Raw genomic sequence first — 20,638 nt, 5'->3', positions numbered from 1 at the left:
CGGTGCGAGGCGGATGGCGGGCTCCCGGCGCGGCGCCGCGCGGCGGGCGCAGGCACGCCCGAGGGTAACGGGCGGCGGGGCGGGCACAAGGGAGGGACGGCGGAACCCGCCTTCGTTTCAGGGGGATGCGCCCCCGCCGCCAGCTTAGTGCAGCGCGCCGGTGGGGGTGCCCTCGTCCTCGCGGGGGGCGAACACGAGCTGCCACATGGTGCCCTGGTCCACCTGGCGCACGATCTCGCCCTGGATCTGGGCGGCGAGCGACTGGAGGATGCGGGTGCCGTGGCCGTTCTCCTCGGTGCCCAGCCCCATCTCGACGCCCACGCCGTCGTCGCGCACCACCGCCTCGAGCTTCTCGACGCCGTTCTTGCGCAGGGCGATGGAGATGCGCCCCGAGCCTCGCGGAAAGGCGTGCTTGAGGGCGTTGGTGACCAGCTCGTTGATGATCAGCGCCAGCGGCGTCGCGTCCGAGATATGGAGGCGCACCGGGATCAACTCGCGCTCGATGTCTATGGTGCCGGGGGTCAGGGCCTTCTCCAGCTCGCGGCAGATGTGCTCGATCAGCTCGTCGGCGCGCACGAAGTCGGTCTCGTGGTGGCGGTCGAGCAGGTCGTGCACGGCGCCGATGGCGAGGATGCGGCGCTCCATCTCCTCGAGCTGGCCGATGGCCTCGGGATCGCGCAGGCGGCTGCGGTTGAGGCGCAGGAGGCCGGACAGGAGCGACAGGTTGTTCTTGACCCGGTGGATCAGCTCGCGGCGCAGGTGGCGCTCGCTCTCCAGCAGGCCCGTCAGCAGCGCCTCGGTGCGCGAGCCTTCGGCGAGGCGCAGGTTGAGGTGGCGGATCAGGCGGCGGTGGTCCTCGAACGAGCGCTCGCGCATGAGGTCGGTGGTCACCAGCACCTGGAGCGAGCGGTCGTCGCCGACGCCGGCCATGAAGGCGCGGGCGCGCATGTGGATGCGCAGGCCGGCGTGGCGCCCCGAGGCGCGGGTCAGCGTGAAGGGCTGCCAGGTCGACGACCCCGCAATGCGGCGCACCAGCGCGCGGGTGCTCTCGTCGCCCTCCTGCCAGAGGCCGAGGAAGGTGCCCAGGTCGCTGCCGTCGCCCATCGGCGCGTCGATCAGCGCGCGCGCCTCGGCGTTCGCGTAGGCGATCGCGCCGGTGACGTCGACGACCAGCACCTCGCGGTCGAGGAGGTCGAGCGCCTTCTGTCCCACTGCGGGCGTCACGGCGTCGGGCGGGGACTCTGCGAACACGTCCTACTCGGCCGCCTGCGCAGGATCGGCGGGGACCCGGAAGTACTCGCGCTCGTCGGGGCGCACCCCCTCGCGGGGCACGAGGTGCACCACGATCATGCAGCGCGGGTCGCCGCGGGCGATGGTGGCGTCGAGCTGCACGCGCGCGTACCCGAGGTTGTCGGCCGCGATCCGGCCGAACACGTTCGACGTCATCATGCACAGCGAGGGCCGGCCGTGCACGTCGTCGCCGAAGGGGCAGCGGGTGTTGCCCAGCACGATCTGATCATGCGCAACCGACTCGACGTAGAAGCCGCCGTCGATGCGTCGCTTGAGATCCACGAAGACCTCGGCGACGGTCTTGAGGTCGAAGTCCTCGGGGCCCATCTCGGCATGATAGGCGGCGTTGATCCAGTCGCCCATGGCCGCGCCGACGGCGGCCACGTAGCCCGAGGCCTCGCGCACGCCGACGATGGCCTCGATGGTGCCCGCCAGCTCGCGCAGCATGCGGCGGAAGAAGACGTCGCGGTCGAGCGCGATCTCCACCGCGGCCACCTCGCCCTTGTCGATTTCTGGTCCGCCCTGCACCGCACGCTCCCATTCGCCCTGCGCGAGTGTTGCGCAACCATAAGGTTAGAGAAAGGCAGGCGTTTCGACAACCGGGGGGGAAACACATACATTCCCGCACAGGCGCCTTCGCGCCACCGTTCCCCGTCCCCTACCCCATCGCCGCGTCCACCTCGGCCCGCGTGGGCATGGACGCGGCCGCGCCCGGCCGGGTGACGCTGATGCCCGCCACGGCGTTGCCGAAGCGCACCGCGTCCAGCGGCGCGCGCCCCTCGGCGAGGGCGGCCACGAAGCCGCCGTTGAAGGCATCCCCGGCGCCCGTGGTCTCGCGTACCGGGCCGGCGGCGCGGGCGGGGACCAGCTCCGACGCGCCCCGGGCGTTGTAGAGGGCGCCGCGCGCGCCCAAGGTGAGGATCGCGGCCCGGGCCACGCCCATCTCCAGGAGGCGCGCGCCGGCGCGGCGGGCATCGGCCTCGGAGGCGACGCCGATGCCGCAGAGCGCCTCGGCCTCGGTCTCGTTGGGGGTGACGTAGTCGCAAAGGCCAAGCATGCCCGCGGGCAGCGCCGCCGCCGGGGCGGGGTTCAGGACGGTCACCGCCCCGCCCTCGCGGGCGATCTCCAGAGCGCGCCGGGCCGCCTCCACGGGCTGCTCCAGTTGGGTCAGCACGATGCCCGCGCCGCGGACGAGGTCGCGGTGGGCCTCCACGAACGCCGCATCGACCCCCGCCGCCGCGCCCGGCGCCACCACGATGGCGTTGTCGCCCGAGGCGTCGTCCACGAGGATGCAGGCCGACCCCGTCGCCTCCTCCACCCGCTCTGCGGCGGAGCGCACGCCCGCCTCGGCCCAGACCCGCTCCGCCATGTCGCCGAAGGCGTCGCGCCCGATCCGGGTGAGCATGGTCACGTCGGCGCCCGCGCGCCCCGCGGCCACCGCCTGGTTGGACCCCTTGCCGCCCGGGCCCAACGCGAAGGCGCCGCCGAGCACGGTCTCGCCCATGCGCGGCAGGCGGGGCGTGCGGTAGGTGGCGTCGGCCACGAAGATGCCCAGCACGAGGACCCTCACGCCACCGCCTCCGCCACGGCCCGGCCCAGCGCGGCGTGGCCCTCGGCGGTCAGGTGCACGCCGTCGAGCGGGTCCACCGCGGCGTGGCGGCCCGCGTCGAGGAAGCCGCAGCCAAGCCGCGCGGCCTCGGCCTCCAGCGCGGGCGCGATGGCGCGGGACCGGGCGCGGCCGCCCTGGAACATCTCGGCCAGCACGCCCCGCTCCTCCACCGGTGCGGGCGCGACCAGGAGCACCGCGGGCGCGGCGCCGCCCGGTCCGGCGTCCGAGGCCTGCACCACCTGCGCCAGCCGCCCCGCCCCCGCCGCGATGTCCCAGCCGCGCATCGAGAAGCGCGCCTTGCAGTCGTTGGTGCCCAACATGATCACCACGACCGCAAGAGGCCGGTGCGACTCCAGAAGGGCGGGCAGCGCGCGCGCGCCGTTCTTGTGGGGCCCTTCGATGGGGTCGTCGTGCACCGTGGTGCGGCCCGGATGCCCCTCGGCGATCACCTCGCGGTCTAGGAGCCCGGCGGCGATCGCGGGCCAGCGCTGGGCGCGCGGCAGGCGGTCGAGCTGGCCCAGCCGCGCAAGCGCCACGGTGCCGTGGGTGTTGCTGTCCCCGAAGGCCAGGATGGTGCCGTCGCGCATAGGTGTCTCCCCGGGCGGGGACGCTAGCGCGGGGCGCAGGGGGAGTCACGCTTGCGCGCGCCGCGCCCGCCCCCTACGCCTCGGCCCATGCTGCCCCACGACATCCAGGCCGCCGCGATGGCGATGCTCCACCACCGCACCGCGCGGCTCCGCGACGGCGATCCCGTGGCCGAGCCGCTGGTGACCACCTCCACCTTCCGGCTCGGGGACCAGCCCCCGCCCGATGCGATCTACGGCCGATACGGCACGCCCAACGTGGAGGCCTGCGAGGCCCGGCTCGGGCATCTGGAGGGCGCGCCCTGCACGCTCTTCGCCGCCGGCATGGGCGCGATCGCGGGCGTGATGCTGGCCGCTCTGAAGTCAGGCGACCGGGTGGTGCTGCCGTCCGACGGCTACTTCCACAGCCGCGTGGTGGCGGGCGACATCCTCGCGCCCTTCGGCGTCGAGGCGGTGGAGGTGCCGACGCGGGAGATGGCGGAGGCCGACCTCGCCGGCGCCGCGCTGGTGCTGATCGAGACACCGTCGAACCCGGGGCTCGACCTCCTCGACATCGAGGCGCTCGCCGCGCGCGCCCATGCGGCGGGGGCGCGGCTGGCGGTCGACAACACCTTCTGCACCGGCCTCCTGCAGCGCCCCCTCGACCTCGGCGCCGACATCGTGGTGGCCGCCGACACGAAGGCCGCCGGGGGGCATTCCGACCTGATCCTCGGCCACGCCGCCACCCGCGACGAGGCGCTGACGGAGCGCCTGCGCGCCGTGCGCAAGTTCGCGGGCATGATCCCCGGCCCGTTCGAGGCGTGGATGCTCTCGCGCAGCCTGGAGACGCTGGAGCTGCGGATGGAGCGCATGTGCGCTAACGCCGCCGCATTGGCGGACGCGCTGGCCGGGGCGGGCGTGGCGGTGCGCTGGCCGGGGCGGCCCGACCACCCCGACCATGCGCTGGCGGCGCGGCAGATGCGGGCGCCGGGCCTCGTGCTGGGCGCCGACTTCGGCGGGCGCGCGGCGGCGGACCGGTTCATCGAGGGCGCGGGCATCCTCGCGGCGACCTCGTTCGGCGGCACCCACACCTCGGCCGACCGGCGCGCGCGCTGGGGCGACGCGGTGCCCGAGGGCTTCCTGCGCCTTTCCGCCGGCATCGAGCCGACCGCGCCGCTGCTGGAGGCGGCCCGGCGCGGGCTGGCGGCGCTCTAGGCCGCCGCGCGCGGCAGGGGGTCGCAAACGGGCGAGACGGCCTCCGGGCGGGCGCCGACGCTGGGCGGGCCGCAACCGGAGCCCGCGCCATGCCCCTGCCCTACACGCCGGACTTCGAGCCCTGGCCCATCCGCCACCTGCCCGTCGCCGCGGCGATCCACGGCGACGCCATCGCCGTCGCGTGGGACGACGGCCTGAGCACCGAGCACTTCCCCCGCCTCCTGCGCGAGAACTCGCCCGATCCGGGCACCATCCACCCGCTCTCGCGCGAGATGCTGGTCTCGCCCGCCGCGATCCCCGCGGACCTGCGCGCGCTCGCGGTGCGGGTCGCGGCGGAGGGCGTGCTGGAGATCGACTGGTCGGACCGGAACGAGCCGTCGCGCTACCATCCCGGCTGGCTGCGCGGCACCGCCTGGACCGGCACGCCGCGCCCCGATCCGGTGCCGGCGCCCGAGACCTGGGACGCGGGCGCGATGCCCGAGGCGCCCGCCTTCGACGGCGCGCGGGCGCTGGACGACAATGCGGCCTTCCTCGCCTGGCTGGAGGCGCTGGCCCGGCATGGCGTCGCCAGCCTCACCGGGCTCCCCGAGCGCGACGGCCTCCTGCTGGAGATCGCCGAGCGCATCGGCGTGGTGCGGGCCTCGAACTTCGGCAAGGTGTTCACGCTGGCCATCAAGGACGACCCGGACTCGAATGCCTATACAAGCCACGGCCTGCCGCCCCACACCGACCTCGCCAGCCGCGAGTGCCCGCCGGGCCTGCAGTTCCTCCACTGCCGCGCCAACACCACCACGGGGGGCCTGGGCACCTACGTCGACGGCTACCGCCTGGCCGAGGACATCCGGCGCGACGACAAGCTGCTGTGGGACGCGCTGACCACCGTGCCCTGGACCTTCGCGAACCGCTCGCGCGAGCACGACCACCGCGCCACCGGGCCGGTGATCGCCCTGGACGGCGCCGGGGCGGTCACGGAGATCCGCTACACCGTGTGGCTGCGCGCCCCGCTCTGCGCGCCGCTCGAGGACCAGCGCCGGGCCTACAACGCGGTGCGCGCCTTCGCGGAGCGGGCCGAGGACCCGCGCTACCTGCTGGAGGTGCGCTACCGGGCGGGCGACCTCTTCGCGTTCGACAACCGCCGGGTGCTGCACGGTCGGACGGGCTACGACGCCAAGGGCGGCGAGCGGTTCATCGAGGGCGTCTACTCGGACCGCGACGAGCTGCGCTCGCGCATCCGGGTGCTGCGGCGCTCGGTGGGCGATTGACGCGCGCGCGGGCATGCGGGACGTCTCGCCCATGACCGAGCTCGCCCCCCGCCCCTGGCACCCCGGCGCCGTGCAGGCGCGCATCCGCGCCCTGCCGCTGCCTGCCGATCCGCGCGCCGAGATCGAGCGGCTCGCGGCCGAGAACCGGCGCATCCACGACCGCGACTGCCTGAACCTCAACCCCGCCGCCAACGTCATGAACCCCCGCGCCGAGGCGCTGCTGGCGGCGGGGCTGGGCTCGCGCCCCTCGCTGGGCTTGCCGGGCGCGAAGTACGAGACCGGGCTGGAGGCGATCGAGGCGATCGAGGTGGTCGCGGCCCGCCTCGCCTGCGCCGTGTTCGGCGCCCGCCACGCCGAGGTGCGCGTGCCCTCGGGGGCGATGGCCAACCTCTTCGCCTTCACCGCGCTGGCCGCGCCGGGCGACGCGATCGTCGCGCCGCCCGCCGCGATCGGCGGCCACGTCACCCACCACGCGCCGGGCTGCGCGGGTCTGCGGGGCCTGCGGGTGGTCGAGGCCCCCGTCGATGCCGCCCGCTACACCGTGGACGTGGACGCGCTGGCGAAGCTCGCGCGCGAGGTGCGCCCGCGGATCATCACGCTCGGACAGTCGCTGAACCTCCATCCCCACCCCGTGGCGAAGGTCCGCGAGATCGCCGACGCGGTTGGCGCGGTACTGGTGTTCGACGCGGCCCACCTCTGCGGCCCCATTGCCGGGGGCGCCTGGCCGAACCCGCTCGCCGAGGGCGCGCACGTGATCACCATGAGCACCTACAAGTCGCTCGGCGGCCCCGCGGGCGGGCTGATCGTCACCGACGACGACCGCATCGCCGAGGCGCTGGAGCGGGTGGCGTTCCCGGGCATGACCGCCAACTTCGACGCAGGCCGCGTGGCCGCCCTCGGGGTGGCGCTGGAGGACTGGCGCGAGTTCGGCGCCGACTACGCGCGCGAGATGACGGCCGCCGCCCGCGCTCTCTCGGACGCGCTGCGGGCCGAGGGGCTGCCGGTGCACGGCGAGACCCGGAGCCACCAGTTCGCGCTGGAGCCCCCCGGGGGCGGTCAGGCGATGGCGCAGCGGCTGCGCGCCTCGGGCCTCCTCGCCAGCGGCATCGGCCTGCCGCTGGATCCGGTCGCGGGCGACATGAACGGCCTGCGGATGGGCATGCCCGAGGCGGTGCGGCGGGGTATGCGCGCCGCGCACATGCCGGAGCTGGCCGCGCTCGTCGCCCGCGCCTGGCGGGGCGAGACGGTGGCGGACGCGGTGCGGGCGTTCCGCGCGCCGTTCCAGCGCGTCGACTTCGCCGGCTGACGGGGCCGCTGGACGCGCGGCGCCGCCCCGCGTAGCGGGCGACATGGACTTCGACGCGGTGATCTTCGACCTCGACGGCACGCTGGTGGACAGCCTGCCCACGATCCGGCGCGGCTTCGACGCGGTGGCGGACGCGCTGGGGCTGCCGCGCCCCGACCGCGCCGCCGCGCAGGGCTTCGTGGGTGGCGGCGTGCCCGAGGCGATGCGGCGGATGCTCGGCTGGGCCGGCGCCGACCCCGCGCTCCACGCCCGTGCCGTGACGGTGATGATGGACCGCTACGGCGAGGCGCCGCCCGAGGCGAACCGTCCCTACGACGGCGCGCGCGAGACCGTGGCGGCGCTGGCCGCGCGCATGCCCGTCGGCCTGTGCACCAACAAGCCCGCCGGTCCGACGCGGGCGCTGCTGGACGCCCTCGCCCTCGGGCCGTTCGGCGCGGTGGTCTGCGGCGGCGACCTCGCGGAGCGCAAGCCCCACCCCGCGCCGCTGCGGGAGACGGCGCGGCGGCTCGGCGCGCGGCGCGCCCTCTATGTCGGCGACAGCGAGATCGACCACGCCGCCGCGGCGGCGGCCGGCATGCGCTTCGCGTTCTTCGAGGGCGGGTACCTCAACGCCCCCCTTGGCGCGCCGGAGCCGGTGCTGCGGTTCGGGGACTGGGCCGCCCTGCGCGCATCGCTGGGGGTCTGACGGCCCGCCCCGTTTGCAACGATTTCCCCCTCGTGACATAGGGATATCAAGCAAGGACGCCGGCACGGACCGGTTCGAGTGGACGCAGATGAAGAGAACGCGGCAGCAGATCGCGGCGCTCCCCCTCCGCTGGAAGGGTGGAGAGGTGGAAGTGCTCATGATCACCTCGCGCGACACGGGGCGCTGGGTCGTGCCCAAGGGCTGGCCCATGCGCAAGACCGAGCCCTGGGCGGCGGCGGCGATCGAGGCGCTGGAGGAAGCGGGTGCCAAGGGGCGCATGGCCCGCGAGGTGTTCGGCACCTACGCCTACGGCAAGCGCCTGAAGGGCGGCGACGTGGTGCCCTGCCTCGTGCGCGTCTATCCGATGATCGTCGAGAAGCTGAAGCGCGACTGGAAGGAGCGCTCCGAGCGGACCCGCCGGTGGTTCCCCGTCGCCGAGGCCGCCGGGCTGGTGGACGAGCCCGAGCTGGCCGAGCTGCTGATGTCGCTGGAGAGCAAGCCCACCAAGACGCCGGTGGCCGGCCCCCTGCTGCGCCGCGCCGCCTCCTGAGCGGGGGGACGCGGTCGCACGAAAAAGGCGGCCCGGGGGCCGCCATTCATGTCGTGAAGGGGAAGTGCGGGTCAGCGCCGCCGGCGGGGATCGTCGCGCACCGGGATCGGGATCCGGTCGGGCTGCGGCGCGAGCTGGCCCATCACCTCGTTCAAGCCCTCCTTGAGAGCGTCGATCAACGTCTCGATGGGTCCGCGCGTCTTCGCCATGCCTGCTCTCCTCCTGCCCGCTTCAACGTGGATCGGTGGTCCGGTGGCTTCAAGGGTGGAACGCGCGACACGGCAAAAAGTTGCCGTGTGCGAACGGCCTAGAGGGCGGCGCGCAGGGCGTCGGCGAGGTCGGTGCGCTCCCAGGAGAAGCCGCCGTCGGAGTCGGGCGCCCGGCCGAAGTGCCCGTAGGCCGCGGTGCGCTGGTAGATCGGACGGTTCAGCCCGAGGTGCTCGCGGATGCCGCGGGGCGTGAGGTCCATGACCTTCGCGACGGCGCGCTCGATCGCGCCCTCGTCGGCCTCGCCCGTGCCTTGGGTATTGACGTAGATCGACAGCGGGCGCGCCACGCCGATGGCGTAGGAGAGCTGCAGCGTGCAGCGCCGCGCCAGACCGGCCGCGACGATGTTCTTGGCGAGGTAGCGCGCGGCGTAGGCGGCCGAGCGGTCCACCTTGGTCGGGTCCTTGCCCGAGAAGGCCCCGCCGCCGTGGGGCGCGGCGCCGCCGTAGGTGTCGACGATGATCTTGCGGCCCGTGAGGCCGGCGTCGCCGTCGGGGCCGCCGATCACGAACTTGCCGGTGGGGTTCACCCACCACGTCGTGCCCGCGCCGATCCAGCCGTCGGGCAACACCTCGCGGACGTAGGGCTCTACCACGGCGCGCACGTCCGCCGAGGTCATGTCCGGGTCCATGTGCTGGGTCGACAGCACGATCGACTCGAGCCCCACGGGCAGCCCGTCCTCGTAGCGCACGGTGAGCTGGGTCTTGGCGTCGGGGCCGAGGCTCGGCTCCCGCCCGGACTTGCGCACCTCGGCCAGCCGCCGGAGGATCGCGTGGGCGTAGAGGATGGGCGCGGGCATCAGCTCGGGCGTCTCGTCCACGGCGAATCCGAACATGATGCCCTGGTCGCCCGCGCCCTCGTCCTTGCCGGCGGCGGCATCGACGCCCTGGGCGATGTGGGCGGACTGCTCGTGCAGGAGGTTGGTGACCTCGACGGTCTCGTGGTGGAACTTGTCCTGCTCGTAGCCGATGTCGCGGATGCACTCGCGGGCGATGGCCTCGATGCGGCCCATGAAGTCGCGCAGCGTCGCGCGGTCGCTCAGCCCGACCTCGCCGCCGATCACCACGCGGTCGGTGGTGGCGAAGGTCTCGGCCGCGACGCGCGCCTCGGGCTCCTCGGCGATGAGGGCATCGAGCACGGCGTCGCTGATGCGGTCGCAGACCTTGTCGGGATGGCCCTCGGACACGGATTCCGAGGTGAAGAGGTAGTTCTGGCGACCGGTCATGGGGGAAGCGCTCCGATAGGGTAAGCCCTGCCCCGTCAGGAAGCCGTTGGGGCCGGCGCGCGACGCCTAGGAGAGAACGGGAGGCTCTTCAAGGCGTGTGGCGGAACCGAAGGGCCGCGAGACCTGCGAGAAGGGCCAGAAGCACCAGGAGGGGGGCCAGATCGCCCGTGCGCGCATAGGGCGTGGGCGGCAGCGCGGGGGGCAGCGCCGCGTCGAGGGCGCCCGCCTCGTTCAGGGCGAGGCTCGACATCACCGTGCCGCGCGCGTCGATCGCCGCCGAGATGCCGGTGTTGGCGGCGCGCAGCAGCGGCAGGCCGCTCTCGGCGGCGCGCATCCGGGCCAGGGCGAGGTGCTGGCGCGGGCCGGCGTCGGGGCCGAACCAGGCGTCGTTGGTGATCTGCAGCAGCAGTTCGGGGCGTGCCACGCGGCGCAGGTACTGCGGGAAGATCGCCTCGTAGCAGATCATCGGCATGGCGCGGCCCACGCCCGGCAGGTCGAAGACGACCGGCCCCTCGCCCGCGCCGTAGCCCCCGGCGAGGTTCGCAGCGAGCGGGCCGAAGCCGAACGCGGCGAAGAGGCGCGGCAGGGGTAGGTACTCGCCGAAGGGCACGAGGTGGTGCTTGTCGTAGACGAGGTCCACCTCGCCGCGCAGGCCGGTCAGCAGGATCAGGGCGTTGCGCGGGTCGCCCTCGGGGCCGTAGCGCTGGGCGCCCACCACGGCCGGGGCGCCGCCCGCGGCGCGGGCGATGGCGGGGCGCAGGCCGCCCGCGCGCTCCAGCAGCATGGGCAGCGCGGTCTCGGGCCACACAACCGCATCGGCGCGTCCCGGGCCGGCGGTCAGCTCCAGGCTGCGGCGCCAGAACAGGTTCACGAAGGCCGGGTCCCACTTCTGCGCCTGGGGCGCGTTGGGCTGCACGAGGCGCACCACGGGGGCGTCCGCGGCGGGGGGCGGCGCGGGCGGCAGCGTGGCGGCGAGCACGAAGGGCAGCGCCCAGAGCGCCAGCCCCGCCGCCAGCGCCACGGGGCGGAAGGCGGCGACCAGCGCGCCGCCCAGCACGACGGCGATGCCGAGGCCCTGCGCCCCCGCGAAGGCGGCGGCGGGCAACGCGGCGGAGCCGATCAGCGCGTGGCCCGGCAGCGCCCAGGGAAAGCCGGTGAAGAGCCAGGAGCGGGCCATCTCGCCCAGCATGATGCCCGCGCCGATGCCCAGCGCGCGCGCGGCGGTGCCGCGCCCCGCGAGCAGCGCGCCGAGGCCTGCGCCGAGGGCCGGGAAGAACGCCAGCCCCACGGCGGTGATGACGACCGTGAGAGGCGCGAGCGGCGTCAGCTCCGAGGGAACGACGAGGAACGGCTCCACGATCCAGTGGAGCGCCACCGTCAGCTCCACGGAAACCATCAGCCAGACGGCGAGGAACGGCACGCGCCCGCGCGCGGCCACGGCGACGACCAGGGCCCAGGCGGGCAGCGCCAGCCACCACAGGTTCCACGGGGCCTGCCCGAGCGCCGCCATCGCGCCCGCGACCGCGAGCAGCACCGCGCCCGCGGCGCGGTCGCGCAGGGGGTGGCGCGCGGCCTGCTCGCGCACGTCCCACGCGATGGGGTCCGGCCCCTCGCCGTAGGTGCCGTGCGGCGGTGGTGCGGCGGCGGCGGCGGTGCGGCGCTGCGCCTCGGTCCAGCGGCGGGTCACGCCGTCTCTTGATCCGGCAGGCGGACGCGCAGGCGCTTGATGCGGCGGGGGTCGGCGTCGACCACCTCGATCTCGGTGCCGTCGGGATGCTCGATCACCTCGCCGCGGGCGGGCACGCGGCCGGCGAGCATGAAGACGAGGCCGCCGAGGGTGTCCATCTCCTCCTCGTCGCCGTCCTCCGAGAGCTTGCGGCCGATCTCGTCCTCGAAGTCCTCGAGCGGCGTGCGCGCGAGGGCCAGGTAGGTGCCCGGCCGCTCCTCGCGCCAGAAGCGCCCCTCCTCGACGTCGTGCTCGTCCTCGATCTCGCCGATCACCTGCTCGATCAGGTCCTCCAGCGTCACCAGCCCGTCGACGCCGCCGTACTCGTCGATCACCAGCGCCATGTGGGTGCGCTGGGTCTGCATCTTGGTGAGCAGCACGCCGATCGGCATGGAGGGCGGCGCGTAGATCAGCGGGCGCAGGAGCGGGCGCAGGTCGAGCGGCTTCTCGCGGTCGCCGTTGAAGCCGTGGTTGAGGGCCAGGTCCTTGAGGTGGATCATGCCCAGCGGCTCGTCGAGCGTGGTCTCGAACACCGGCAGACGGGTGTTGCCCGAGGAGCGGAACTTGGCCACGAGGTCGGGCAGCGCGATGTCCACGGGCACGGCCACGACCTCGGCGCGGGGCACGAGCACGTCGTCGAGGCGCTTCAGGCGCAGGTTCATCAGGCCCGGCGCGGGGCGCGGCTCCGCCGCCGGCGCGGGGGCCGGTTCGGGGGGCGTCATGCCGAGGAGGCGGGAGAGGAAACCGGGACGCGATGCGTCCTCGGCGTCGTCGGGTTCAGTGGTCTGCGCGCCTTGCGCCGCGCCAGACGAGCCGTCGATGTCCATCGGACCTAGGTCACTCCGTCAGGTTGAGGGGGCGCCTTGCGGCATTTCCCGCGACGCTTCTAGCACATAGGGGTCGGGGAGTCCCAGATCCGCGAGAATCCGCACCTCTTCGGCTTCCATCCGCGCGGCATCGCCATCCCGTTCGTGATCGAAGCCCAGGAGGTGCAGCGTGGCGTGGACCAGAAGGTGCGCGACGTAGTCGGCGAAGGGCTTGCCCTGCTCGGCCGCCTCGCGGGCGCAGGTCTCGAAGGCGATCGCCACGTCGCCAAGCTCCGGATCCTCGGGGGGCGCGGGCGCGCCGCCGTCGCTCGCGGCGCCGCGCTCGGCGGAGGGCCAGCTCAGGACGTTGGTGGGGCGGGGCTTGCCGCGGAAGTCGCCGTTAAGGGCGGCGATGCGCGCGTCGTCGCACAGCAGCACCGCGACCTCGGCTCCCCCGAGGCCGGGCGCGCAGCGGGCCAGCGCCGCCGCGACGGCGCGCCGGGCGAGCGGCGCGACCGCCTCCGCGTCCCACGCGCCGCCCTCGTGGATCACGTCGATGTCGTGGGCGTCCGTCACCGGCGCGCGCGCTCCGCCTCGGCGGCCTCGCGGCGGGTGTCGTCGGCCTCGTAGGCCTCGATGATCGCGGCCACGAGCGGGTGGCGCACCACGTCCGTCGCGGTGAAGTAGTTGAACGAGATGCCCCCCGTCCCCGCCAGGATGCGCTCCGCGTCGCGCAGGCCCGACTGCACGCCGCGCGGCAAGTCCACCTGCGAGCGGTCGCCGGTGATGGCCATGCGGCTCCCCTGCCCCAGGCGGGTGAGGAACATCTTCATCTGCATGGTGGTGGCGTTCTGGGCCTCGTCTAGGATCACGAAGGCGTTCGACAGCGTGCGCCCGCGCATGAAGGCCAGCGGCGCGATCTCGACCCGCTTCTCCTCGCGCAGCTTCTGAAGCTGCTTGCCCGGCAGGAAGTCGGCCAGCGCGTCGTAGAGGGGCTGCATGTAGGGATCGACCTTCTCGTCCTGCGTGCCCGGCAGGAAGCCGAGCTTCTCGCCGGCCTCCACCGCGGGGCGCGTCAGGATGATGCGGTCCACCTCGCCGGTGATGAACTTCGACACGGCGACGGCGACGGCGATGTAGGTCTTGCCCGTTCCGGCAGGGCCGATGCCGAAGGTCAGCTCGTTCTCCAGCAGCGCCCGCGTGTAGGCCTTCTGGGCCTCGGTGCGCGGCTCCATGGTCTTCTTGCGGGTGCGGATCTCGAGGGCGGGGCCGGGAAACATCTCGCGCTGGTCGCCGTCGCGGGCGCCCTCGGCATCGGGCTCCGCGCGCAGGCGGATCAGCGCGTCGATGGCGCCCATGTCCACGGAGCGCCCGCCCTCGAGGCGGGCGTAGAGCGCGCGCAGCACGCGCTCGGCGGCCTCGGCGTCCTCGCCGGAGACCGAGAGCGCGTTGCCGCGATGGGAGATCGCGACGCCCATGAGCTGCTCGATCTGCGCCAGGTGGGCCCCGTGGGGGCCGACCAGCTCGATCAGGAGGCGGTTGTCGGGAAAGTCGATCGCGGGTGCGGTGGGGGCGTCTGCCAAGCGGCTCTCCGGTCGGGCGCTGGAATGGAACTCCTAGGTGGGCGGCGCGCGGCCCCGACGCAACCCGTGCCCCGAACGCGCGAGCGGCCGCGGCGGTTGCCCGCCGCGGCCGCTCCGGTGCGGGGATGCCGCCTCACAGCGGGTCGTTGACGTCCTGGCCGCCGCGGAACGGCCCGGTCACGTAGGTCGGCGGCGCGGCGCCCGAGCAGACGGGCCTGCCGTTCGGCTGCAGCCGCTGCGACAGGTAGCCCTCGACGCCGTCGTCGATCATCCAGTGGTCGCACCCGTTGGGATCGACCCAGATGCCGGCCTTGAGGTCCTTCAGCGAGGACTGGCCGATGAGCTGGCGATCCTCGGACTTGTCGGGGTTGTTGACCTGGGCGCAGGCCGAGAGCGTGGCGGCCGCGAGGCCGAGGAGGATGATGCGCTTCATGTCCGTCTCCCTCAACGGCTGCGGTTGCAGACGGGCGTGCCGTCGCGGCGGACGTGGGGGGTCATGTAGCCCTCCATGCCGTCGTCCATGACCCAGTGCTCGCAGCCGTCCGGGTCGATCCAGATGCCGGGGATGTAGCGCTCGGCGAGGATGCGGCGCTCGGTGCCGGCGCCGTTGCGACCGCGGACCCAGCCGCCCTGCCCGTTCGCGCCGACGGTGTAGGTGTAGACGTTGCCCGCGCCGTCGACGCCCACGTCGCCGGCGTTCTGTGCGGCGGCCGGGACGCCGAGCGCGGCGGCGGTGAGGAGGGCGGCGGCGGCGCCCCGGAGGATGGCGTGGAACGTCACGGGTCACGTCCTTTCATGCTGACAGGCGCCCGGCCGTCGCCGGCGCCCGGTGGGGGACGCGGCGGCGGCCGCTCGGCGGCAGATTACCGCAACCGATGGGCGGGCAAAGCGGCAAAAGCATGACGCCCCCGCGTCGGCGCGCGGGAAATCCCCCGCGCACGGGGCGACTGTCGCCACCCCGTGCCCGATCAGAGCAGGTCGCCCCCGAGGGAATGGGTCGCCGCCTCGCGGATCCGCACCCGCGCCACCGTGCCGATCGCCGCGTCGGGTGCGTCGACGTGGACCGCGTGGAGGTGCTCGGACTTGCCGACGAGCTGTCCGGGGCGCCGGCCGCGCTTCTCGAACAGCACCGTCGTCTCGCGCCCCACCATGGCGCGCTGCGCCTCGGCCTGCTGCGCCTCGAGGAGGGCCTGCAGCCGGTGGAGCCGTTCGGTGGCGAGCGCCGCGGGCACCGCCTCGCGCTCCGCGGCGGGCGTGCCGGGGCGGGCCGAGTAGCGGAACGCGTAGGCCTGCGCGTAGCCCACCCGCTCCACCAGCCGCAGCGTGTCCTCGAAGTCGGCCGCGGTCTCGCCGGGAAAGCCGACGATGAAGTCGCCCGAGAAGGCGAGGTCCGGGCGCGCGGCCCGCAGGCGGTCCACCACGGCGAGGTAGTCCCCGGCGGTGTGGCGGCGGTTCATCGACCGGAGGATGCGGTCCGAGCCGGACTGCACGGGCAGGTGCAGGTAGGGCATGAGCTTGGCGCAGGCGCCGTGGGCGGCGATCAGGTCGCCCGTCATGTCGTTCGGGTGCGAGGTGGTGTAGCGGATGCGCAGGAGGCCCTCGATCTCCGCAAGCGCCCCAACGAGGTCGGCGAGGCTCCAGGTCCGCCCCCCGGGGCCCTCGCCGTGGTAGCCGTTCACGTTCTGCCCGAGCAGGGTGATCTCGCGCACGCCCCGGTCCACCAGCGCGCGAGCCTCGTCGAGGAGGCGCGCGGTGGGGCGGCTCACCTCGGCGCCGCGGGTGTAGGGCACCACGCAGAAGGCGCAGAACTTGTCGCAGCCCTCCTGCACCGTGAGGAACGCCGTGGGCCGCGCGGCCGGGCCGCGGGCGCGGGCAAGGTGCTCGAACTTGTCTTCGTCGGGCATCTCGGTGTCGATCGCCCGCTCGCCCGCCTCGGCGCGGGCCACGAGCGCGGGCAGCCGGTGGTAGGTCTGCGGCCCGACCACGAGGTCGACGGCCGGCTGACGCGCCACGATTTCGGCGCCCTCGGCCTGGGCCACGCAGCCCGCGACGCCGATCTTCAAGTCGGGGTTCGCGGCCTTCAACGGCTTCAGGCGGCCCAGCTCGGAGTACATCTTCTCCGAGGCCTTCTCGCGGATGTGGCAGGTGTTCAGCAGGATCAGGTCGGCGTCCTCGGGGCGGTCCGTGGCGACCCAGCCCTCGGCGCCCATGGCCTCGGCCATGCGCTCGCTGTCGTAGACGTTCATCTGGCAGCCCCAGGTCTTCACGTGGAGCTTCTTCGGCGCGGCGCCCATGGCACATCCCCTGTCCGGACTGCGCGCCGACCTACCCCAGCGGCGGGGTCCGCGCAACGCGGGGGCGGCTTGCGCGGCCGGGGGCGGGCGGGCAGATGTCGGCGCATGGAGTTCGCCTCGACCGACGACCTCGCCGCCCGTGCGCGCGGCCTCGGGCCGAGCCCGGCGATGATGCTGCTGTGCGAGGACGCCGCCGAGATCGAGGCGAGCCTCGCGCACCACCTGCGGGCCGGCTTCGCCTCGGTGGTGCTGGCCCTGCCGCCGGGGGTGGAGCCGGGCTTCGCGCTGCCCGAACGCGCCCATGCGCTCCGGCTGGAGCGGCGCCCGCCGGAGCTGGCCGAGACCTGCGTGAACGCCCTGATCGCGGGCGCGGCGCCCGGCACGTGGCTGGCCTACGCCTACAACGCGGAGTTCCTCTTCCACCCCTTCTCGGAGACCCGCCGCATCGGCGAGGCGCTGGCCTTCTGCGCCGAGGAGCGGCGCGACGCGCTGCTCGCCTACGTGGTGGACCTTTACGCCGACGGGCCGCCCCGCGAGACCGGGGGCGTGGACATGGAGGCGCCGTGGATGGACGAGACGGGCTACTACGCCCTGGAGCGGCGTGCGGAGGGCGAGCTCCTGGACCGGCAGCTCGACTTCTTCGGCGGCCTGCGCTGGCGCTTCGAGGAGCACGTGCCGGCGGCGCGGCGGCGCATCGACCGGATCGCGCTGTTCCGGGCGCGGCCGGGGCTGCGGCTCCTGCCCGACCACCGGCTCTCGGTCGAGGAGATGAACACCTACGCCTGCCCGTGGCACCACTCCATGACCGCGGCGGTGGCCTCGTTCCGGGCCGCCAAGGCGCTGGCCTCGAACCCCGAGTCGCGCGAGGCGATCGCGCGCTTCCGCTGGGACGGCTCGGTGCGCTTCGAGTGGCGCGCGCAGCAGCTCATGGACCTCGGGCTGATGGAGCCGGGCCAGTGGTTCTAGGGCGGCGCGGGCTTGCCCGGCCGCCCCGGGGGGCGCAGGCTCCGGGGAGCACGCCATGTCCGAGGAGCGAAGCCATGATCGTCCTGCGACCGTCCGCGACCGCCGCGGCGCTGCTGGCCCTCGCCGCCTGCGCGGCCCCGCCCGCCGCCCCGCCGCCCGCCTTCTCGCCACCCGAGGCCTCAGGCCTCGTGGGCGTGCGGCCCTATCCGGGTCCGGCGGACGTGTGCCAGGTGATCGGGGAGAGCGCGCGGACGGTCGAGTACCTCGACCACACCGAGATCCTCGTGGGCTGCCCGACGGTCGAGACGGGCGCGATCGCAGACCGGCTGGCCGAGGGCGGCGCGCAGGTCGCGGTGGTCGGCGAGTGGACGCTGATCTCGATCCCGCAGGGCTGACACGGAAAAGGCGCGCCCGTGTGGGCGCGCCCCGGTCGGCTAACGGTGCGGGCGATCAGGCGTCGGCCGTCTCGTCCTTCTTGCCCTTCGCGGCCTTGCCCTCGATGGCGCGGGCGTCGGCGTCGCCGGCGATCTCGATGCGGCGCGGCTTGAGCGCCTCGGGCACCTGACGCTCCAGCTCGACATGCAGCATGCCGTGCTCGTGCCGGGCGCCGGTCACCTGGACGTGGTCGGCCAGCTGGAAGGTCTTCTCGAAGGCCCGCGTGGCGATGCCGCGGTGCAGGTAGGTGCGCTCGCCCTCTTCGGGGGCCTTGCGCGCCGAGACCACGAGCGCGTTCTGGCGCGCCTCGATCTCCAGCTCGTCGGGCCGGAAGCCCGCGACGGCGATGGAGATGCGGTAGGCGTCCTCGCCGGTCTTCTCGATGTTGTAGGGGGGGTAGCCGTTCGTGGCCTCGGTGGAGGCGGCGCGGTCCAGAAGGTCGGCCATGCGGTCGAAGCCGACGGTGGCGCGGTAGAGCGGCGTGAAGTCGTAGGTACGCATCGGTGCATCCTCATTCAAAGCGATACATTTGGAGGCCCCCTCCGGCTCGGACGGAGGCCCGGGGTCGTCGTGCCGGACCCTCGCGAGGCGCCCGGCGAGAGGGGATGTGGGGAGGCGTCCGGGGATTTCAAGACCCCCCCGCGGGGGTGCGTTTCGGGCGGAATCGGGGGGTGTCCCCCGTGCACCCCGCGTGCACCCCCCGTGCATACGGTGAGCACCGATCCGGCACGGCCGGACGGATCGGTCCGGTGGACCGATCCGAGGTGCGAACGCCCGGAGCGCAAGCGAAGGGCTGGTGCCGGGTGGGGGCTCTGCCCCCGTCGCCTTCGGCGCCGCCCCCGAGGTATTTCTGGCAAGATGAGGATGGGTGACGAAGGCGGCATCACATGCGAGACACCTCCCATGAAGACCGGATTCCTCCACGACGAGCGCTGCCTCTGGCATGGCGGCGGCAACTACGCGCAGATGGCCCCCGTGGGCGGGCTGGTGCAGCCCATCGCCGGCGGCGGAGGCCTGCCCGAGGACCCCGAGACCAAGCGGCGGCTGGTGAACCTCCTGCGCGTCGCGGGCACGATGGAGGGGCTGGCCGAGGGCTCGGCCGCTCCCCTCGAGCGGGAGGACCTGCTGCGGGTCCACCCGGCGGGCTACCTCGACCGCTTCAAGGCGCTCAGCGACGCGGGCGGCGGCGAGATCGGGCTGCGCGCGCCGTTCGGGCCGGGGGGCTACGAGATCGCCGCCCTCTCCGCCGGGCTGGTCGCCGACGCGCTGGAGCGGGTCGCGCGCGGCGAGCTTCGCAACGCCTACGCCCTCGCCCGCCCGCCCGGGCATCATGCCACGGCCGACTGGCCCAACGGCTTCTGCCTCCTCGCCAACATCGCGCTGGCCGTCGAGCGGGCCCGCGCCCGCGGCCTCGTGGAGCGGGTCGCCGTGCTCGACTGGGACGTGCACCATGGCAACGGGACCGAGGCGATCTACGCCACCGACGCGGCGGTGCTGACGGTCTCGATCCACCAGGACCGGAACTACCCGCTCGACACCGGCGCCTTCCGCACCGACGCGGTCGCCAACCTCAACGTCCCCCTGCCCCCCGGCGCGGGCCACCGCACCTACCTCGAGGCGATGGAGCGGCTCGTCCTGCCTGCGATCCGCGCGCATGAGCCGGACGCGATCGTGGTGGCCTGCGGGCTGGACGCGGCGGTGCTCGACCCGCTGGGCCGGATGATGGCGACGGCCGAGACGTTCCGGGAGATGACCGCGCAGGTGATGGCGTTGGCCGAGGACGTTTGCGGCGCGCGCCTCGTGGCGGCCCACGAAGGCGGGTATTCGGAGGTCTACGTGCCGTTCTGCGCCCATGCGGTGGTGGCCGAGATGGCGGGCCTGCCGCACGTCGAGGACCCGTTCGCGGCGACGTTCCGTGTGCGGCAGCCGGGGGCCGCGTTCGAGCGGTTCGCGAGTGGGCTGATCGGGGAGATGGCGAGGACCGGTCCGGCGTAGCCGGCGATCGGTCCAGTGGACCGATCGAGGTCCGAGCGGGCGGAGCCCGAGGGGGTAGCGGCGCGGGGCGAGGTCTCGGTTTGGCCGACCGATACGCTTCCGCATTCAGTGGCGGCGAAGTCGGTCCATCCCGGCGCTGCGCCGGGACCTTCGGGTGGTGTTGGCGCCGGTGGTGGACGTTGCGCACGAAGGGGCGAGGCCATCGCCCGTTGCAGACAGAGGCCCCGGATCAGGTCCGGGGCGGGGTCTCGGGGGCCCGCGCGTCCCGGCCCTGCGCCGGGACCTCGGGGCGACGTTGGCGCTGATGGCGGGCGTGGAACGCAACGGGGCGAGGCCGTCGCCTGCCGCGAGCAGAGGCCCCGGCACAGGGCCGGGGCGTGGCGGCGCCGCTACGAAACCAACACCGTCCCCACCATCCCGGCCCCGTGGTGGGGGTCGCAGAAGTAGCGGTAGGTGCCGGGCACGGTGAAGGTGTGCCGGTAGACGCCGCCCGCGGGGATCTCGCCGGAGTCGAAGGCCTCGGCGCCCGCGGGGAGCGCGACGTCGGCCGCCTCGGCGGGCGTAGAGGGACGGGTCGATACGGTGTGCGCGAAGGCCGACACGTTGCGGAACTCCACCGTTTCTCCGGCGCGGATGCGGACGGGGTCGGGCGCGAAGCGCAGGACGGGCTGCATGTCCACGGTCGCGGCCACGCCCGCGGGCACGGCGCCGTCGACGGCGGGGCCGGAGGTGGCGCAGGCGGCGACGAGCGCCAGGGGGGCGAGGGCCGCGATGAGACGCTTCATGGGGTGGCCTTCCTGACAGGTTGCGTGGGCTCAACCGTCCCGTGCGCGCTCCGTTCCGCCCCCGGGGGCCGCGCGC

The 20,638-nt window shown here is 74.3% G+C and carries 22 protein-coding genes, 1 pseudogene and 1 riboswitch; of the genes and pseudogenes, 8 read left to right on the top strand and 15 right to left on the bottom strand.

Going from position 1 to position 20,638, the window contains the following annotated elements; genetic code table 11:
• Positions 1-144: 144 nt before the first annotated feature.
• The 4 genes from K3554_RS07975 to K3554_RS07960 all read right to left on the bottom strand — a co-directional run bounded on the left by K3554_RS07975 (position 145) and on the right by K3554_RS07960 (position 3,486).
• Entirely contained in the window at positions 145-1,251 is a 1,107-nt protein-coding gene (locus K3554_RS07975) for a sensor histidine kinase (protein WP_259945702.1), read from the bottom strand.
• A gap of 3 nt (positions 1,252-1,254) precedes the next feature.
• Positions 1,255-1,818 carry a methanogen output domain 1-containing protein gene (locus K3554_RS07970; RefSeq protein WP_259945701.1) on the bottom strand — a complete coding sequence of 188 codons (564 nt, stop codon included), beginning with the start codon at positions 1,816-1,818 and terminating at the stop codon, positions 1,255-1,257.
• 130 nt (positions 1,819-1,948) lie between these two features.
• Positions 1,949-2,860 (bottom strand): ribokinase, encoded by a 912-nt coding sequence (locus K3554_RS07965; RefSeq protein ID WP_259945699.1) that lies wholly within the window; start codon positions 2,858-2,860, stop codon positions 1,949-1,951.
• Entirely contained in the window at positions 2,857-3,486 is a 630-nt protein-coding gene (locus K3554_RS07960; RefSeq protein WP_259945697.1) for an SGNH/GDSL hydrolase family protein, read from the bottom strand. The genes K3554_RS07965 and K3554_RS07960 overlap by 4 nt, the downstream gene beginning before the upstream one ends.
• An 87-nt stretch (positions 3,487-3,573) precedes the next feature.
• On the opposite strand from K3554_RS07960, the gene K3554_RS07955 reads away from it, so the two are divergent.
• The 5 genes from K3554_RS07955 to K3554_RS07935 all read left to right on the top strand — a co-directional run bounded on the left by K3554_RS07955 (position 3,574) and on the right by K3554_RS07935 (position 8,480).
• Complete coding sequence (locus K3554_RS07955; protein WP_259945694.1) at positions 3,574-4,677, top strand: cystathionine gamma-lyase; 1,104 nt, start codon at positions 3,574-3,576, stop codon at positions 4,675-4,677.
• Positions 4,678-4,766: 89 nt separating this feature from the next.
• Positions 4,767-5,939 (top strand): TauD/TfdA family dioxygenase, encoded by a 1,173-nt coding sequence (locus tag K3554_RS07950; protein WP_259945691.1) that lies wholly within the window; start codon positions 4,767-4,769, stop codon positions 5,937-5,939.
• Positions 5,940-5,970: 31 nt separating this feature from the next.
• Entirely contained in the window at positions 5,971-7,245 is a 1,275-nt protein-coding gene (gene glyA, locus K3554_RS07945; RefSeq protein WP_259945690.1) for a serine hydroxymethyltransferase, read from the top strand.
• Between the two features lie 43 nt (positions 7,246-7,288).
• Positions 7,289-7,930, top strand: a complete 642-nt coding sequence (locus K3554_RS07940; RefSeq protein ID WP_259945688.1) for an HAD-IA family hydrolase — start codon at positions 7,289-7,291, stop codon at positions 7,928-7,930.
• Positions 7,931-8,018: 88 nt separating this feature from the next.
• Complete coding sequence (locus K3554_RS07935; protein WP_259945687.1) at positions 8,019-8,480, top strand: NUDIX hydrolase; 462 nt, start codon at positions 8,019-8,021, stop codon at positions 8,478-8,480.
• A gap of 71 nt (positions 8,481-8,551) precedes the next feature.
• Here K3554_RS07935 and K3554_RS07930 read toward each other — a convergent pair whose 3' ends face one another.
• The 9 genes and pseudogenes from K3554_RS07930 to miaB form a co-directional block, all read right to left on the bottom strand.
• A complete protein-coding gene (locus K3554_RS07930) occupies positions 8,552-8,689 on the bottom strand; it encodes a hypothetical protein (RefSeq protein WP_259945685.1) in 138 nt (45 codons plus the stop codon).
• 98 nt (positions 8,690-8,787) lie between these two features.
• Positions 8,788-9,972 (bottom strand): methionine adenosyltransferase, encoded by a 1,185-nt coding sequence (metK, locus tag K3554_RS07925; RefSeq protein ID WP_259945683.1) that lies wholly within the window; start codon positions 9,970-9,972, stop codon positions 8,788-8,790.
• A gap of 8 nt (positions 9,973-9,980) precedes the next feature.
• Positions 9,981-10,030, bottom strand: a riboswitch (SAM-SAH riboswitch).
• 30 nt (positions 10,031-10,060) lie between these two features.
• Entirely contained in the window at positions 10,061-11,659 is a 1,599-nt protein-coding gene (lnt, locus tag K3554_RS07920) for an apolipoprotein N-acyltransferase (protein ID WP_259945681.1), read from the bottom strand.
• Positions 11,656-12,525 carry a transporter associated domain-containing protein gene (locus K3554_RS07915; protein WP_259945679.1) on the bottom strand — a complete coding sequence of 290 codons (870 nt, stop codon included), beginning with the start codon at positions 12,523-12,525 and terminating at the stop codon, positions 11,656-11,658. Before K3554_RS07915 ends, lnt begins: the two co-directional genes overlap by 4 nt.
• 18 nt (positions 12,526-12,543) lie before the next feature.
• Positions 12,544-13,080, bottom strand: coding sequence for an rRNA maturation RNase YbeY (ybeY, locus tag K3554_RS07910; protein WP_259945677.1), 537 nt, complete (start codon positions 13,078-13,080; stop codon positions 12,544-12,546).
• Positions 13,077-14,087 (bottom strand): PhoH family protein, encoded by a 1,011-nt coding sequence (locus K3554_RS07905; RefSeq protein WP_259945675.1) that lies wholly within the window; start codon positions 14,085-14,087, stop codon positions 13,077-13,079. The genes ybeY and K3554_RS07905 overlap by 4 nt, the downstream gene beginning before the upstream one ends.
• Before the next feature lie 133 nt (positions 14,088-14,220).
• On the bottom strand, positions 14,221-14,520 hold the full coding sequence (locus K3554_RS07900; protein ID WP_259945671.1) for a hypothetical protein: 300 nt from the start codon (positions 14,518-14,520) through the stop codon (positions 14,221-14,223).
• A 20-nt stretch (positions 14,521-14,540) separates the two neighbouring features.
• A pseudogene (locus K3554_RS16850) lies at positions 14,541-14,867 on the bottom strand (hypothetical protein); the annotation flags it as partial.
• Positions 14,868-15,055: 188 nt separating this feature from the next.
• Positions 15,056-16,381: a tRNA (N6-isopentenyl adenosine(37)-C2)-methylthiotransferase MiaB gene (gene miaB, locus K3554_RS07890; RefSeq protein WP_259945669.1), complete on the bottom strand. Its 1,326-nt coding sequence runs from the start codon at positions 16,379-16,381 to the stop codon at positions 15,056-15,058.
• A 105-nt stretch (positions 16,382-16,486) separates the two neighbouring features.
• On the opposite strand from miaB, the gene K3554_RS07885 reads away from it, so the two are divergent.
• Positions 16,487-17,347: a hypothetical protein gene (locus tag K3554_RS07885; RefSeq protein ID WP_259945666.1), complete on the top strand. Its 861-nt coding sequence runs from the start codon at positions 16,487-16,489 to the stop codon at positions 17,345-17,347.
• Positions 17,348-17,421: 74 nt separating this feature from the next.
• A complete protein-coding gene (locus K3554_RS07880) occupies positions 17,422-17,742 on the top strand; it encodes a hypothetical protein (RefSeq protein WP_259945664.1) in 321 nt (106 codons plus the stop codon).
• Positions 17,743-17,797: 55 nt separating this feature from the next.
• On the opposite strand, the gene K3554_RS07875 is transcribed toward K3554_RS07880, so the two are convergent.
• Positions 17,798-18,283 carry an Hsp20 family protein gene (locus K3554_RS07875; RefSeq protein ID WP_259945662.1) on the bottom strand — a complete coding sequence of 162 codons (486 nt, stop codon included), beginning with the start codon at positions 18,281-18,283 and terminating at the stop codon, positions 17,798-17,800.
• Between the two features lie 402 nt (positions 18,284-18,685).
• Between K3554_RS07875 and K3554_RS07870 the strand changes: the two genes are divergently transcribed.
• Positions 18,686-19,777, top strand: a complete 1,092-nt coding sequence (locus tag K3554_RS07870) for a class II histone deacetylase (RefSeq protein WP_259945660.1) — start codon at positions 18,686-18,688, stop codon at positions 19,775-19,777.
• Between the two features lie 389 nt (positions 19,778-20,166).
• Here K3554_RS07870 and K3554_RS07865 read toward each other — a convergent pair whose 3' ends face one another.
• Entirely contained in the window at positions 20,167-20,562 is a 396-nt protein-coding gene (locus K3554_RS07865; protein WP_259945658.1) for a plastocyanin/azurin family copper-binding protein, read from the bottom strand.
• Between the last annotated feature and the right edge of the window lie 76 nt (positions 20,563-20,638).

Origin of the sequence: Jannaschia sp. W003 (genome assembly GCF_025144335.1) — a bacterium.
Classification (GTDB): domain Bacteria; phylum Pseudomonadota; class Alphaproteobacteria; order Rhodobacterales; family Rhodobacteraceae; genus Jannaschia.
This window is presented reverse-complemented; position numbering and strand designations above follow the sequence as displayed.

Excerpts from the sequence above, each read along its gene's own strand:
- K3554_RS07960 (WP_259945697.1), bottom strand. The coding sequence starts at position 3,486 with ATGCGCGACGGCACCATCCTGGCCTTCGGGGACAGCAACACCCACGGC.
- K3554_RS07955 (WP_259945694.1), top strand. The coding sequence starts at position 3,574 with ATGCTGCCCCACGACATCCAGGCCGCCGCGATGGCGATGCTCCACCAC.
- K3554_RS07950 (WP_259945691.1), top strand. The coding sequence starts at position 4,767 with ATGCCCCTGCCCTACACGCCGGACTTCGAGCCCTGGCCCATCCGCCAC.
- glyA (WP_259945690.1), top strand. The coding sequence starts at position 5,971 with ATGACCGAGCTCGCCCCCCGCCCCTGGCACCCCGGCGCCGTGCAGGCG.
- K3554_RS07940 (WP_259945688.1), top strand. The coding sequence starts at position 7,289 with ATGGACTTCGACGCGGTGATCTTCGACCTCGACGGCACGCTGGTGGAC.
- K3554_RS07935 (WP_259945687.1), top strand. The coding sequence starts at position 8,019 with ATGAAGAGAACGCGGCAGCAGATCGCGGCGCTCCCCCTCCGCTGGAAG.
- K3554_RS07930 (WP_259945685.1), bottom strand. The coding sequence starts at position 8,689 with ATGGCGAAGACGCGCGGACCCATCGAGACGTTGATCGACGCTCTCAAG.
- metK (WP_259945683.1), bottom strand. The coding sequence starts at position 9,972 with ATGACCGGTCGCCAGAACTACCTCTTCACCTCGGAATCCGTGTCCGAG.
- K3554_RS07915 (WP_259945679.1), bottom strand. The coding sequence starts at position 12,525 with ATGGACATCGACGGCTCGTCTGGCGCGGCGCAAGGCGCGCAGACCACT.
- K3554_RS07900 (WP_259945671.1), bottom strand. The coding sequence starts at position 14,520 with ATGAAGCGCATCATCCTCCTCGGCCTCGCGGCCGCCACGCTCTCGGCC.
- miaB (WP_259945669.1), bottom strand. The coding sequence starts at position 16,381 with ATGGGCGCCGCGCCGAAGAAGCTCCACGTGAAGACCTGGGGCTGCCAG.
- K3554_RS07885 (WP_259945666.1), top strand. The coding sequence starts at position 16,487 with ATGGAGTTCGCCTCGACCGACGACCTCGCCGCCCGTGCGCGCGGCCTC.
- K3554_RS07880 (WP_259945664.1), top strand. The coding sequence starts at position 17,422 with ATGATCGTCCTGCGACCGTCCGCGACCGCCGCGGCGCTGCTGGCCCTC.
- K3554_RS07875 (WP_259945662.1), bottom strand. The coding sequence starts at position 18,283 with ATGCGTACCTACGACTTCACGCCGCTCTACCGCGCCACCGTCGGCTTC.
- K3554_RS07870 (WP_259945660.1), top strand. The coding sequence starts at position 18,686 with ATGAAGACCGGATTCCTCCACGACGAGCGCTGCCTCTGGCATGGCGGC.
- K3554_RS07865 (WP_259945658.1), bottom strand. The coding sequence starts at position 20,562 with ATGAAGCGTCTCATCGCGGCCCTCGCCCCCCTGGCGCTCGTCGCCGCC.